13 protein-coding genes are annotated in these 13,034 nt (G+C 71.0%); 2 read left to right on the plus strand and 11 right to left on the minus strand.

The window, feature by feature from the left end; genetic code table 11:
* Positions 1-66: 66 nt before the first annotated feature.
* The 4 genes from ACFQ9V_RS01090 to topA all read right to left on the minus strand — a co-directional run bounded on the left by ACFQ9V_RS01090 (position 67) and on the right by topA (position 6,336).
* On the minus strand, positions 67-1,623 hold the full coding sequence (locus ACFQ9V_RS01090) for an alpha/beta hydrolase (RefSeq protein WP_382457340.1): 1,557 nt from the start codon (positions 1,621-1,623) through the stop codon (positions 67-69).
* Positions 1,620-2,810, minus strand: coding sequence for a DNA polymerase III subunit delta' (locus ACFQ9V_RS01095; RefSeq protein ID WP_382457341.1), 1,191 nt, complete (start codon positions 2,808-2,810; stop codon positions 1,620-1,622). The genes ACFQ9V_RS01090 and ACFQ9V_RS01095 overlap by 4 nt, the downstream gene beginning before the upstream one ends.
* A gap of 68 nt (positions 2,811-2,878) precedes the next feature.
* Positions 2,879-3,508, minus strand: a complete 630-nt coding sequence (gene tmk / locus ACFQ9V_RS01100; protein WP_382457342.1) for a dTMP kinase — start codon at positions 3,506-3,508, stop codon at positions 2,879-2,881.
* Positions 3,505-6,336 (minus strand): type I DNA topoisomerase, encoded by a 2,832-nt coding sequence (gene topA, locus ACFQ9V_RS01105; protein ID WP_382457343.1) that lies wholly within the window; start codon positions 6,334-6,336, stop codon positions 3,505-3,507. The genes tmk and topA overlap by 4 nt, the downstream gene beginning before the upstream one ends.
* A gap of 229 nt (positions 6,337-6,565) precedes the next feature.
* Between topA and ACFQ9V_RS01110 the strand changes: the two genes are divergently transcribed.
* Entirely contained in the window at positions 6,566-6,817 is a 252-nt protein-coding gene (locus ACFQ9V_RS01110; protein ID WP_382457344.1) for a hypothetical protein, read from the plus strand.
* Positions 6,818-6,846: 29 nt separating this feature from the next.
* Here the strand turns inward: ACFQ9V_RS01110 and ACFQ9V_RS01115 are convergent, their stop codons facing one another.
* The 5 genes from ACFQ9V_RS01115 to ACFQ9V_RS01135 all read right to left on the minus strand — a co-directional run bounded on the left by ACFQ9V_RS01115 (position 6,847) and on the right by ACFQ9V_RS01135 (position 10,000).
* Complete coding sequence (locus ACFQ9V_RS01115) at positions 6,847-7,236, minus strand: Rv3654c family TadE-like protein (RefSeq protein WP_382457345.1); 390 nt, start codon at positions 7,234-7,236, stop codon at positions 6,847-6,849.
* Positions 7,233-7,535, minus strand: a complete 303-nt coding sequence (locus ACFQ9V_RS01120) for a hypothetical protein (protein WP_382457346.1) — start codon at positions 7,533-7,535, stop codon at positions 7,233-7,235. The genes ACFQ9V_RS01115 and ACFQ9V_RS01120 overlap by 4 nt, the downstream gene beginning before the upstream one ends.
* Before the next feature lie 133 nt (positions 7,536-7,668).
* The gene (locus ACFQ9V_RS01125) at positions 7,669-7,848 is read right to left on the minus strand and encodes a DUF4244 domain-containing protein (RefSeq protein WP_382457347.1); all 180 of its coding nucleotides are present in this window, start codon (positions 7,846-7,848) and stop codon (positions 7,669-7,671) included.
* 117 nt (positions 7,849-7,965) lie between these two features.
* Positions 7,966-8,961, minus strand: a complete 996-nt coding sequence (locus tag ACFQ9V_RS01130; protein WP_382457348.1) for a type II secretion system F family protein — start codon at positions 8,959-8,961, stop codon at positions 7,966-7,968.
* Positions 8,954-10,000 (minus strand): TadA family conjugal transfer-associated ATPase, encoded by a 1,047-nt coding sequence (locus ACFQ9V_RS01135; RefSeq protein ID WP_382457349.1) that lies wholly within the window; start codon positions 9,998-10,000, stop codon positions 8,954-8,956. The genes ACFQ9V_RS01130 and ACFQ9V_RS01135 overlap by 8 nt, the downstream gene beginning before the upstream one ends.
* A 359-nt stretch (positions 10,001-10,359) precedes the next feature.
* On the opposite strand from ACFQ9V_RS01135, the gene acs reads away from it, so the two are divergent.
* A complete protein-coding gene (gene acs / locus ACFQ9V_RS01140; protein ID WP_382457350.1) occupies positions 10,360-12,309 on the plus strand; it encodes an acetate--CoA ligase in 1,950 nt (649 codons plus the stop codon).
* A 78-nt stretch (positions 12,310-12,387) separates the two neighbouring features.
* Here acs and ACFQ9V_RS01145 read toward each other — a convergent pair whose 3' ends face one another.
* Positions 12,388-12,858 carry a RidA family protein gene (locus ACFQ9V_RS01145; RefSeq protein ID WP_382457351.1) on the minus strand — a complete coding sequence of 157 codons (471 nt, stop codon included), beginning with the start codon at positions 12,856-12,858 and terminating at the stop codon, positions 12,388-12,390.
* Positions 12,858-13,025 (minus strand): DUF4177 domain-containing protein, encoded by a 168-nt coding sequence (locus ACFQ9V_RS01150; RefSeq protein ID WP_219732693.1) that lies wholly within the window; start codon positions 13,023-13,025, stop codon positions 12,858-12,860. The genes ACFQ9V_RS01145 and ACFQ9V_RS01150 overlap by 1 nt, the downstream gene beginning before the upstream one ends.
* Positions 13,026-13,034 lie beyond the last annotated feature (9 nt).

Genomic DNA, 13,034 nt, shown 5'->3' on the forward strand with positions numbered 1-13,034 from the left:
TATTTCACTGTCTGCAAAATTGCACCACTCACCGCGGCAGTGTCGTCGGCATCCCGGGCTCCGGCGTCAGCAGGTCTTGCCCTTGGGCGGCACCGTGCCGCCCACGAGGAAGTCGTCCACCGTGTTGTTCACGCACGAGTTGGACTTGTTGTATGCCGTGTGGCCTTCGCCCTTGTAGGTGAGCAGGTGGCCGTTCTCCAGCTCGGACGCCATGTTCCTCGCCCACACGTACGGGGTGGCCGGGTCGTTCGTGGTGCCGACGACGAGGATGGGCGCTGAGCCCTTCGCCGCGATCGGGCCGCGCTGGACCGTGCTCTTGTACGGCCAGGTGGCGCAGCCGATGTCGCCGTACGCCATGTACGGGCCGATCACGGGCGCCGCGACCGCGAGCTGGGCGGCCTGCGCCCGCATCGCGGCCGGGTCGGCGTCGTAGCCGTAGTCGAGGCAGTTGATGGCCGTGAACGCCTCGGTGGAGTTGTCCGAGTAGGTGCCGTCGCTGTTGCGGCTGTTGTAGCCGTCGGCGAGGGTGAAGGCGACCGAGGCGTTGCCCTTCATCACGCTGGCGAACATGCTGCTCAGGTACGACCACGCTGTGGCGTCGTAGAGCGGGTAGATGATCGCCGTGACGAGCGTGTTGGCGCCGAGCTCGCGACCGTCCGCGTTGCGGATCGGACTGTGCTCCACGGCCGCGAGCAGCTCGGAGATGGTCTTCATCCCGTCGTCGACCGTGCCGCTGAACGGGCAGTTCTTCTGGGTGAGGCAGTTCTTCAGGTACGCGCGGAGGGCGCTCTCGAAGCCCACGGCCTGCACCTTCGTCACCTCGTCGTTGCTCGCCGCAGGGTCGAGCGCGCCGTCCAGGACGAGCCGGCCGGTCTTGCCGGGGTAGAGGCCGGCGTACACCGCGCCCAGGTAGGTGCCGTACGAGTAGCCGAGGTAGTTGAGCTTCTTGTCGCCGAGCACCGCGCGCAGGAGGTCGAGGTCGCGCGCCGCGCTCACCGTGTCGACGTGATCGAGCAGAGCGCCGGTGTTCTTGGCGCACGCGGCGCCGAACTGCTGGGAGATGGCCGTGTTCTCGGCGATCCACTGGTCGGACGCGCGCTGTCCCGGCGTGATCCCGTAGAGGTAGTCGTCCATCTGCTTCGGGTCGAAGCACTTGACTGCGCTTGAGTGGCCGACTCCGCGCGGGTCGAAGCCCACGATGTCGAAGTGGCTCTGCAGCGTCTTGTCGGTCGCGTAGTCGACCGAGTCCTTGACGAAGTCGTAACCGGAGCCGCCGGGGCCTCCGGGATTGACCAGGAGGGAGCCCTGCTTGGCGCCCTTCGCCTGCTGGCGGATGAGCGCGAGGGAGACTTGGCCGGCGGAGGGGTCGTTCCAGGTCAGCGGCGCCTTGGCAGTCGCGCACTGCTTGCCGCTGGAGCAGTCGGACCAGACCAGCTTCTGCTGGTAGTACGGCTGCAGGGCCGCGGCCACCTTCTCGGGCGCCGGCGTGGAGATGGTGGACGACTTCGCAGGAATGAACCAGGTGACGCAGCCGGTCAGCGTCAGCGCGACAACGGCGGCGATCGCGACGAAGACGGTGCGAGCGGCCCGCCGGCGGGCCGGACGGCCCTCTCGGATGGTCACAGGTCTGTCCCCTTTCGCGCGGCTCCCCCGCGCAGGATCGTCGTGAGCATGGCCTCCAGCGCCAGGGCGGGAGCGACGTTGCCGTCGATCCGCTCGCGCGCGGCCGTGATGGCATCCATCGCGGCGAGCGTAGCCGCAGGACTCGTGTGCGCGCTGAGAGCGGTCAGTCGCTCGCCCAGCTCGACGTTCACGAGCTCGCTGCCGCTGCCGAGCTGCAGCATCATCACGTCGCGGTACAGCGAGAGCAGGTCAGTGAGGATGCGGTCGATCCCGTCGCGGAGGCTGCGGGTCGCGCGGCGCTTCTGGTCCTCCTCGAGCTGGCGGAGCTGGCCGCGCAGCGCGGGCGGGATGGCCCCGCCCGGCTCGATCCCGAGCGAGCGGAGGGCGTGCTCCCGCTCCTCGGCGTCGCGCTCCTCCGTGATGGCCTTCGCGTCGGCGCCGGCCACCTCCAGCAGTGTGGCGGCGGCGAGCACGGCCCCGGAGACGGAGCGGATGCCGAGCGCGAGGTCGAGGGTCTGCGCGCGCCGGCGACGGGCCTCCTCGTTGGTGGCGAGCCGGTGCGCCATCCCGATGTGGCTCTGCGCGTGGCGCGCCGCGCGCTCGGCGACGACGCTGTCCACGCCGTCGCGGCGCTCGATCAGGCGCGCGACGTCCGCGACGCCGGGGACCTTGAGGCGCACGGTGCGGACGCGCGAGCGGATCGTCGGAAGCAGGTCGGCGTCGCTCGGCGCGCAGAGGATCCAGACGGTCCGCTCGGGCGGCTCCTCCAGCGCCTTGAGCAGCACGTTGGAGGTGCGCTCCGTCATCCGGTCGGCGTCCTCGATGACCATCACCCGGAAGCGGCCGACCGACGGCGAGAACTGGGAGCTCGCGACCAGCGACCGCACCTCCTCTATGGAGATGATGACGCGCTCGGTGCTGAGGACGGCGAGGTCGGGATGCGTGCGGGCCTCCACCTGGCGCTGCGCCGCGAGGTCGCCCTCCGGGTTCCCCGGGCTGAGCAGGGCGGTGGCGAACGCGTAGGCGAGGTTGGAGCGGCCGGACCCCGGAGGGCCGGTGATGAGCCACGAGTGCGTCATGCCGCGGGCCGCCTCGGCGGCGGGGCCGGTGGCGGTGGCCGCCTCGGCGGCGGAGCGGACGACGGCGATCGCCTCGTCCTGACCCGTCAGGTCGTCCCACACCGCCATGCGTTCCAGGCTAGTGGGCACGGAGGACAGCGCGGGCGCGGGAGCGGCCACGGCTGCTGCTGCGGCGGTCAGACGCGGTCCTCGAGCCGGCGGCGGATGTCGGCGGCGATCTCCTCGACCGGGAGGGCGGCGTCCACCACGAGGAACCGCTGCGGCTCCGCCTCGGCCAGCCCGAGGTACGCCGCGCGGACGCGTGCGTGGAACTCGGAGCGCTCGGCCTCCAGCCGGTCGTAGCGCGTGCGGGACGTGTCCAGCCGGGCGCGCGCCGCGGTCTCGTCGAGGTCGAGGAGGATCGTCAGGTCCGGGAGCAGCCCTTCGGCCGCCCACAGCGAGAGGTCGCGCACCTGGTCCGCGTCGAGCACGCGGCCGGCGCCCTGGTAGGCGACGGACGAGTCGATGTAGCGGTCCTGCACGACGACCTCGCCGCGCTCCAGGGCCGGACGGACGACGGTCGCGATGTGGTGGGCACGGTCGGCCGCGTAGAGCAGCGCCTCCGCGCGCGGCGCGATGTCGCCGCGGTGGTGGAGGACGATCTCGCGGATCTCCACCCCGGCCGCGGTGCCGCCGGGCTCCCTGGTGCGCACGACGGTGCGGCCGCGGTCGCGCAGCCACTCCTCCAGGAGGGCGGCCTGCGTCGACTTCCCGACACCGTCGCCGCCCTCCAGAGTGATGAACAGGCCCGTCCGGGACTCGCTCACTCGGCGGACTTCTTCGCCGCCGCGCGGGTCGACGTGCCGGTCTTGGGGGCGGCCTTGGTCTTGGCGGCGGTCGTCTTGGCCGCGGTCGTCTTGGCCGCGGTCGTCTTCGCCGTCGTCTTCTTGGCCGCCGTCGTCTTCGTCGTGCTCGCCCGCGAGGTCGTGCGCTTCGCGGCCGGCTTCTTGGCCGGTCCCTTCGCGCGCTTGTCCGCCAGCAGCTGCACGGCGCGGGCGAAGTCGACCTCATCCACCGTCTCACCCCGCGGGATGGTCGCGTTCGTCTCGCCGTCGGTCACGTACGCGCCGAACCGGCCGTCCTTGATCTTGATCGCTTTGCCGCTGACCGGGTCGGCGTCGAACTCCTTGAGCGCGCTGGAGGCCCGGCGGTTGCCGTACTTCGGCTGCGCGAAGAGCTCGAGGGCGCCGGCGAGGTCGATCCCGAAGATGTCGTCCTCGCTCGGGAGCGAACGCGTGTCCGTGCCCTTCTTCAGGTACGGGCCGTAGCGGCCGTTCGCCGCCTGGATCTCCGCGCCCGTCTCCGGGTCGGCCCCGACGGTGCGCGGCAGGTCGAGCAGTTGCAGCGCGGCGTCGAGCTCGATGGTGGACAGGTCCATCGACTTGAACAGCGACGCCGTGCGCGGCTTCGCCGCCGTCTTCTTGGCGGTCTTCTTCGGCTCGACGACCTCACCGGTCTGCGGGTCCACCTCGGGCTCCGGCTCGGGGTCGGCCTCGGTCACGTACGGGCCGAAACGGCCGTCCTTGGCCAGAACCAGCTTGCCGCTCTCGGGGTTCGTGCCGAGCTCGCGGTCGGTCTGGACCGGCGCTTCGATGAGCTCCCTCGCCTTGGCGGGCGTGAGCTCGTCGGGGGCGAGGTCCGGCGGCAGGTTGACCCGGCGGGGCGTCGCGTCCTCGGCGGCTCCCTCCTCCTGGACCTCCAGGTACGGGCCGTACTTGCCGATACGCAGCGTCACGTCGTCGTCGATCGCGATCGAGTTGATGCTGCGCGCGTCGATCTCGCCGAGGTTGTCGATCACCCGGCGCAGGCCTTTGTGCTTGTCGCTGCCGAAGTAGAAGCTGTTCAGCCAGTCGACGCGCTCGGCCTCACCGTCGGCGATGCGGTCGAGGTCGTCCTCCATCTCGGCGGTGAAGTCGTACTGCACGAGGTCGCCGAAGTAGTCCTCCAGCAGACGTACGACGGAGAAGGCGACCCAGCTCGGCACGAGCGCCTGCCCGCGCTGCGTGACGTAGCCGCGGTCCATGATCGTGGAGATGATGCTCGCGAACGTCGACGGACGTCCGATGCCGAGCTCCTCCAGCGCCTTCACGAGGCTCGCCTCGGTGTAGCGCGGCGGCGGGGTGGTCTCGTGGCCGTCCGCGGCGACGTCCTGGACGCCGAGCGCCTGGCCCTGCGTGAGCACCGGCAGCTTCGCGTCGGCGGCGTCGGCGTTCCGCTCTTCGTCGCGTCCTTCTTCGTAGGCGTTGAGGAAGCCCCGGAAGGTGATCACGGTGCCGCTCGCGGTGAACTCGGCGACCGTGCCACTCAGCTCTCCTTCGCCGATCCGCGTCTCGACCGTGACCGAGGCGGTCTGGCCCTTCGCGTCGGCCATCTGGGAGGCGACGGTCCGCTTCCAGATCAGGTCGTAGAGCCGCAGCTCGGGTCCGCGCAGGGACTTCTCGAGCTCGGCCGGCGTGCGGAAGACCTCGCCGGCGGGACGGATCGCTTCGTGCGCCTCCTGCGCGTTCTTGCTCTTGGAGGCGTAGGTGCGCGGCTTGTCCGGTACCGTCTCGGTGCCGTACAGCTTCGCCGCCTGGGTGCGGGCCGCGTTGGTCGCCTGCTGCGACAGCGACGCGGAGTCGGTGCGCATATAGGTGATGTACCCGTTCTCGTAGAGCGTCTGGGCGACGCTCATCGTCTGGCGGGCGGAGAAGCGCAGCTTGCGGGCGGCCTCCTGCTGCATCGTGGAGGTCGTGAACGGCGCCGCCGGTCGACGCGAGTAGGGCTTGGAGTCGACCTTCGCGACGGTGATAGCCGTGCTCTGCTGCCGCACGGCGTCGGCGAGCGCCTGCGCGGACGTCTCGTCGAGGATCGTGGCGCCGGAGGTCAGCAGGCCGTGGTCGTCGAAATCGCGTCCGGTCGCGACGCGCTCGCCGTTCAGGCGGGCGAGCCGCGCCTCGAAGGCTGCGGCGTCCTCCGGGAGGAGCTGCGCGGTGAGCCCCCAGTAGGAGGCCGCGACGAACGCGAGCCGTTCGCGCTCGCGGTCCACCACGAGCCGGGTCGCCGCGGACTGCACGCGTCCGGCCGAGAGCCCTGGACCGACCTTGCGCCACAGCACAGGCGACACCTCGTAGCCGTAGAGCCGATCGAGGATGCGGCGGGTCTCCTGCGCGTCCACCAGGGCCGTGTCGATGTCGCGGGTGTTGTCCCGCGCCTTCTCGATGGCCTCCCGGGTGATCTCGTGGAACACCATGCGCTTGACGGGCACCTTGGGCTTGAGGACCTCGACCAGGTGCCACGCGATGGCCTCCCCTTCGCGGTCCTCATCAGTCGCGAGCAGGAGCTCGTCGGCGTCCTTGAGGGCGCGCTTGAGGTCGGCGACGGTCTTCTTCTTCTGGTCGGACACCACGTAGTAGGGGGCGAACTCGTTCTCGACGTCGACGGAGAACTTGCCGAGCGACCCCTTCTTCAGCTCCGGAGGGAGGTTCTTGGGCTCGATCAGATCGCGGATGTGTCCGACGGATGCCATGACCTCGTAGCCGTCGCCCAGGTACTGGGCGATGGACTTCACCTTGTTCGGAGACTCGACGATGACGAGCTTCTTGGTGCCAGACACGTGACTCCTCTTATATAGCAACTGTGTTCGCGGGGACCGCACTGGTCCGAAGCGCGCTCCCCCGAGCGCCGCGCAGAGGGCGGCGAGCGTGGGCCGCACGGCCCAACAGGCAAACCATACACACCTAGGCCGTTCGTGTGCCTAATCGGCGGCCGCCCCGTTCGCCGCGGGCGGACGGCTCGTTCGGCGGGGCCTGTTGCTCGCCGAGCCCCGGGAGGACAATGTGAACATGGCAACGACCTCAATGACGACGTACACCGCCAAGCTCATCGACGGCCCTCTGGAAGGCAAGACGATCTCGACCTCCTTCCTCGACTCGGGCGACCCGCGACCCCGCCTCGAACTCCGCGCGGCGGCGGGCGGCAAGCACTACCTGTACGTCCGCGGCTCCGCGTCGGAGACGGAGTACGCGTCCGACGACCCGAGCGGCTCGCTCCCGAGCGCGGTGGCGTACCGGTACGTGGAGACGGTCTTCGACTGAGGCGGAACCGGGCGCCGCTGGTAGCGGCATCACCGTGATCCCGGCGGCCCTGCGCGGGCGGCCGCGGAGGCCTCCCACCCGAGGTACGGGACGGAGACCTCGACGCTGACGACGACCGCCGCGACGACGCATCCCGTCACGGAGGCGCCGTTCGCTCGCGCCACGATGTCGGCCCGGGCGCACGGCTCGCCGCTGGCCCTGCCCGCTGCCACGTCCGCCGCGGCGAGCGCGGTGGCGTCGGCGGCCACCGCTGCCTTCTGACGCGCGCCCCAGGCTCCCGTCACACCGATCGCTGCGGTCGTGAGCGTGACCGTGACCGCGACGACGGCGAGCGCGAGCACCGTCCCGGCCCCGCGCTCCCGCCGCCGCGGAAGCGCGGACGCATCGCGCGTGACGCCAGAGCGCTGACCCGCGTTCATCCCTCCTCCGTGTCGTCCAGCACGCACGAGCGAGCCGACACGGTGAGCCCGAGAGCGCCGAGGCCGCCCGCACGGCTGGGCGCCGTGACGGTCACGCACAGCAACCCGTCGCCGGACCCGACCAGACGGGACACACCCTCCGGCGGAGGGGGTGCCACGTCCCCCCGACCGATGAGCCGAGCAGCAGCCGCCGCATGATCGAGCAGCCGCGCCTGCTGGGCGCCCGCCTGGATCGCCCCGACGCAGAGCGCCAGGCACACGAGCACAGCGGGAAGGGCCGCCGCGAACTCGGCCGTCACGCTCCCCCGTTCGCCGGTCGAGACCAGCCCGATGCCGCCCGGCCAGGTCAGAACGTCGCCCGGCCGGCTCCGTGCCTTCGAGACGACCGCGGATTGCCAGCTCCCCCCGCGCGTTCGGCTCCCTCTCGCAACCTCAGCCATCGACCGTCAGGGCCCGTCTGACGAGGTCGGTGAGGATGGACTTCACCTCATCGCCCCGCATCAGCATCAGCAGCGCGCCGGCGAATGCCACCGCGGCCATCGTCGTGACGGCGTACTCCGCCGTGCTCGCTCCCCGTTCCTCCCAGCGCAGCCTGTGGATGATCTCCCGCATGTGTGGTCCCTTCTCTTTCGTTCTTCTTCTGTCGTTCCCGCCGCCTTCCGGCGGCACATCTCGATCGTCTCGTCCGGCGTCTCCGGGGTGGGCGGCGCTCCCGAATCTGTGGACAACTCAGGTGAGGCCGCCGAAGGTGGAGGACATCATCCCGAGGACGACGGGCACCACCCCCAGGAGCACGAAGGCGGGCAGCACGCACACGCCGAGCGGGAGCAGCAGCCGCACGGCGAGCAGTTCCGCCCGGCGCCGGCCCTCCGCGCGAGCGGTCCGCCGCTGCTGCCGGGCTTCGGCGGACAGGAGTTCGATCGCCGGCGCTCCAGCCCGCTCCGCGATGCGGAGCACCCTGTCGACGGACGCGTCGTCGTCCACCACCGCGTCGAGGCCGATGCGTCGCGCGACCTGCTCGATCGTCTCCCGTGCGGCCGGTACCGACATGCCCCCGGCGAGCGCGATCGCCGTCAGGTCGTGCTGGATGCCCGAGACCGGCCCGGCCCGCGAAGCCGACCGGACCAGCGTGCGCGTCCAGGACCGCCCGGCGATGAGCAGACCGCACCCGGACCCGGCCGCGATCCAGCCGAGCGGTCCGGTGACCAGCGTGCCGATCACGTCGACGCCGATCGCGTAGGCCATGACGACCCCGACGACCGGCAGCCACGACATCAGCCGTGCCGTCGCGCGCGGGCCGGCCAGCGCGGTGGCGATGTCGCGTTCCGCTCCGGCCCGATCGCGCAGGGCCTCGGCCGCGCCGCGCAACGCAGGCGCGAGCGAGGCGCCCGCGTGTTCCGCGACGGCCCACGCCGCCGCGACGGCTGCTACCCCGGCATCTCCGCCGCCGGCCGGGCCGATCTCAGCCTTCCCGTCTGTCCCAGCGCCCATCCGGCCCCGACGGGCCGCCGCGGCCAGCGCCTCGGACGGCGGGACTCCCGCCGCGACGAGCGTCGCCGCCCGGACGACAGCGGGATGCGTCGCCTCCGCGGCCACGTATTCCCACGCCGACCGGGGCGAGATGCCTGCGTCGAGGAGCACGGCGAGCGCCTCCACCGAGCCCGACAGGAGGTCGTCGGCGGGGCGGCCGGCTCGATCGCGGGCGGCCCGGCGTCGCTCACTCATGCGGCAGCACCGCTAGTCGTCCGTCCGGGGTCGTCGTGAACCGGCCGAAGCCGGCGACCTGGCGGCGGTCTCCCGAGCGCTCGAGGTGGACGATCAGTCCGATCGCGCTGATCGTCTGGCGCGCTGTCGCAATGTCGTCCAGGCCGGCCAGCGCGCCCAAGGCCTCCATCCGGGCGGGGACGTCGCCCAGCGAGTTGGCGTGGAGGGTGCCGGCGCCGCCGTCGTGTCCGGTGTTCAGGGCGGACAGCAGGTCGGCGACCTCCTCGCCGCGGCACTCGCCGAGGACGAGCCGGTCCGGCCGCATCCGCAGCGCCTCCCGCACCAGTCTGCGGAGTCCGACGCCGCCGGCGCCTTCGAGGTTCGGCTGGCGGGTCTGCAGGCCGACGACGTGCGGGTGCGCGACGCGGAGTTCGGCGACGTCCTCGATGAGCACGATGCGCTCGGCGGGCGGCGCGTTCGCCAGGACGGCCGCCAGCAGTGTCGTCTTGCCCGCACCACCGGCGCCGGTCACCAGGATGTTCGTCCGGGCGGACACCGCCGTTCGGAGCAGCGTCGCGCCATCGGCGGTCAGCGAACCGGCCCGGACCAGGTCGTCCATCGTGAGAGCAGCGGGTGCGGGGACGCGGATCGACAACAGGGTCCCTCCCGTCGAGATGGGCGGGAGCACTGCGTGGACGCGGACCCCGCCGGAGAGCCTCACGTCGACGAACGGCGTGGCCTCGTCGATGTGCCTGCCGCCGGTGGCGATCAGCCGCGTGGCCAGCCGGCGTGCGGCGTGCGCGTCGACCGTCCAGCCGTCGACCCGGTGGAGGCCGCGCGGGCCGCCGTCGGACCAGAGGACGCCGTCGCCGGTGACGAAGAGGTCGGTGACGCCCTCGCGCATCAGGTACGGAGCGAGGGGGCCGAACGTGTCCCAGATGTCGGGGGCGGGCGCCGCGCGCACGGGAGGCGGCGATGTCCTCGGCACGGGCGGGGCGAGCTGTGACGGCTGCGGGACCGTCGCGATCGACGGCGTGATCCACTGGCTTGAATTCCTCATGACCTCGACGCTACGAAGCCCGAAGAACATCCGGGGCCGGCGCCGCAGATTGGTGGAGAACCCGCGTCGTCCACAGCCGGTCGTGGACAAGTCCACGAGAAGAACCAAGCGTGAGTCGCCAGGTTAAAAAAAAGGGGGGCCGCACCTATTGGGGGGAACAGGTGCGGCCACTGCGGCGCATGATTGGGGGGAATCGATTGCGCCGCACGCCAGAATTTGTCATTCGGCCGCTGCCTAGTTTACGCAGAATCAATGCAAACGCAAGTCTGCTCGGAGGCCGTCACCCGCTGGTTGTAGAGTCAGGGATTGTCGCGCCACGACTCGAACACCAGCATCGCGAAGGAGCGAAAAGACTCCCCATGAGCAACACAATCGACAATCTGCTGCACGAAGCCCGGCGGTTCGCGCCCAGCGAGGAGTTCGCCGCGAACGCGGTGGCGACGGCCGATCTCTACGAACGCGCCTCGGACGACAGGCTCGGATTCTGGGCCGACCAGTCGCGCGACCTCCTGCACTGGCACACCCCCTTCACGCGCACTCTCGACTGGACGAACCCTCCCTTCGCGAAGTGGTTCGACGACGGAGAGCTCAACGTGGCCTACAACTGCCTCGACCGCCACGTCATCGCCGGCAACGGCGACCGCGTCGCCATCCACTGGGAGGGCGAGCCGGGCGACACCCGCTCGATCACGTACGCCGAGCTGACCGCGGAGGTCAAGAAGGCGGCCAACCTGCTCACGAGCCTGGGCATCCGGGCCGGGGACCGCGTCGCGATCTACCTGCCGATGATCCCGGAGGCCGTCATCGCGATGCTGGCCGTCGCACGCATCGGCGCGGTCCACTCCGTCGTCTTCGGCGGCTTCAGCGCCGAATCCCTCCGGTCGCGCATCGACGACGCCTCCGCCAAGCTCGTGATCACCGCCGACGGCGGCTGGCGCAAGGGCCGGGTCTTCCCGCTCAAGGACGCCGTCGACGCGGCGCTCGCGAACGGCGAGTCGACGGTCGAGCACGTGCTCGTCGTCAAGCGTGGCGAGAACGAGGTCGCCTGGACCGAGGGCCGCGACCTGTGGTGGCAGGACGAGATCGCACTCGTCGACGCCGACCACGTCGCCAAGGCCTTCCCCGCCGAGAACCCGCTCTTCATCCTCTACACGTCCGGCACGACCGGGAAGCCGAAGGGCATCCTGCACACCTCGGGCGGCTACCTGACCCAGGCCGCGTTCACGCACAAGAACGTCTTCGACCTCCACCCGGAGTCCGACGTCTACTGGTGCAGCGCCGACGTCGGCTGGATCACCGGCCACACGTACGTCGTCTACGGTCCGCTCGCCAACGGAGCCACCCAGGTGCTGTACGAGGGCACCCCGGAGACGCCGCACCCCGGCCGCTGGTGGGAGATCATCGAGAAGTACAAGGTCTCGATCTTCTACACGGCGCCGACCGCCATCCGCTCCTTCATGAAGATCGGGCGCCAGCACCCGCAGAAGTTCGACCTGTCGAGCCTGCGCGTGCTCGGCTCGGTGGGCGAGCCGATCAACCCCGAGGCGTGGATGTGGTACCGCGACGTCATCGGCGGCGGCTCCACCCCGGTCGTCGACACCTGGTGGCAGACCGAGACCGGGGCGATCATGGTCTCCGCGCTCCCCGGCGTGACCACGCTCAAGCCGGGCAGCGCGCAGGTTCCGCTGCCGGGCATCTCGATCGACATCCTCGACGAGGCGGGCGTGCCGGTCGGCAAGGATCAGGGCGGCCTCCTCGTCGTCACCGAGCCGTGGCCGAGCATGCTGCGCGGCATCTGGGGCGACCCGGACCGCTTCGTGGAGACGTACTGGTCGAAGTTCGGCGACAAGTACTTCGCCGGCGACGGAGCCCGCTACGACATGGACGGCGAGATCTGGCTCATGGGCCGCGTGGACGACGTGATGAACGTCTCGGGCCACCGCCTCTCCACGGCCGAGATCGAGTCCGCGCTGGTCGCGCACCCGCTCACGGCGGAGGCCGCGGTGGTCGGCGCGGCGGACGAGACGACCGGCCAGGCCGTGGTCGCGTTCGTCATCATCAAGCAGAACCAGCTCGAGACCGCCGAGTCGATCGACGTCGCGGCGGAGCTGCGCAAGCACGTCTCCGAGCAGATCGGCGCGATCGCCCGCCCGCGCGACATCTTCATCGTGACGGAGCTGCCCAAGACCCGCTCCGGAAAGATCATGCGCCGCCTGCTGAAGGACGTCGCGGAGGGCCGGGAGGTCGGCGACACGACCACGCTCGCCGACACGGCCGTGATGAGCTCCATCCAGGCGAAGCTCACCTAGGAGCCGCCGCCTCAGAACCAGACACGAAGAACCGCCGCGGACCAGTGCGATCCGCGGCGGTTCCCGTTTGCGCGGCTTCTACTCGAACGCGACGATGATCTCGACCTCGACGGGCGCGTCGAGCGGCAGGACCGCGACGCCGACCGCGGAGCGGGCGTGGACGCCGGCGTCGCCGAAGATCTCGCCGAGCACCTCGGACGCGCCGTTGATCACGCCGGGCTGGCCGGTGAACGACGGGTCGGAGGCGACGAAGCCCACGACCTTCACGACCCGGGTCACGCGGTCGAGCGAGCCGATGACGCTCTTGACCGCGGCGAGCGCGTTGAGCGCGCAGATGCGGGCGTACTCCTTGGCGTCGTCGGCCGGGACGAGGCCGTGGCCGTCGCCGACCTTGCCGGTCGCCGGGAGGGCGCCGGAGACCATCGGGAGCTGACCCGAGGTGTAGACGTGGCCGGCGTCGACGACGGCCGGCGTGTAGGCGGCGACGGGCGGCACGACGTCCGGGAGGTCGATCCCGAGCTCGGCCAGGCGTGCCTCGACGGCGCCCATCAGGCGGCGTCCTCGGCCGGCACTGGACGCTTGAGGTAGGCGACCAGACCACCCTCGGGGCCGGTCACCACCTGCACCAACTCCCACCCCTCCGAACCCCAGTTGTTGAGGATGGCGGCCGTGTTATGGATCATGAGAGGAGTCGTAAGGTATTCCCAGCGCAGCATGGTGCTCTT

The organism is Leifsonia sp. NPDC056665 (assembly GCF_042791795.1).
In the GTDB taxonomy this organism is placed as follows: Bacteria; Actinomycetota; Actinomycetes; order Actinomycetales; family Microbacteriaceae; genus Leifsonia.

Coding starts and splice junctions, on each gene's coding strand:
- ACFQ9V_RS01115 (WP_382457345.1), bottom strand. CDS start 7,236: ATGAACGCGGGTCAGCGCTCTGGCGTCACGCGCGATGCGTCCGCGCTT.
- ACFQ9V_RS01150 (WP_219732693.1), bottom strand. CDS start 13,025: ATGCTGCGCTGGGAATACCTTACGACTCCTCTCATGATCCATAACACG.
- ACFQ9V_RS01110 (WP_382457344.1), top strand. CDS start 6,566: ATGGCAACGACCTCAATGACGACGTACACCGCCAAGCTCATCGACGGC.
- ACFQ9V_RS01125 (WP_382457347.1), bottom strand. CDS start 7,848: ATGCGGGAGATCATCCACAGGCTGCGCTGGGAGGAACGGGGAGCGAGC.
- ACFQ9V_RS01145 (WP_382457351.1), bottom strand. CDS start 12,858: ATGGGCGCCGTCGAGGCACGCCTGGCCGAGCTCGGGATCGACCTCCCG.
- acs (WP_382457350.1), top strand. CDS start 10,360: ATGAGCAACACAATCGACAATCTGCTGCACGAAGCCCGGCGGTTCGCG.
- ACFQ9V_RS01135 (WP_382457349.1), bottom strand. CDS start 10,000: ATGAGGAATTCAAGCCAGTGGATCACGCCGTCGATCGCGACGGTCCCG.
- ACFQ9V_RS01130 (WP_382457348.1), bottom strand. CDS start 8,961: ATGAGTGAGCGACGCCGGGCCGCCCGCGATCGAGCCGGCCGCCCCGCC.
- ACFQ9V_RS01095 (WP_382457341.1), bottom strand. CDS start 2,810: ATGGCGGTGTGGGACGACCTGACGGGTCAGGACGAGGCGATCGCCGTC.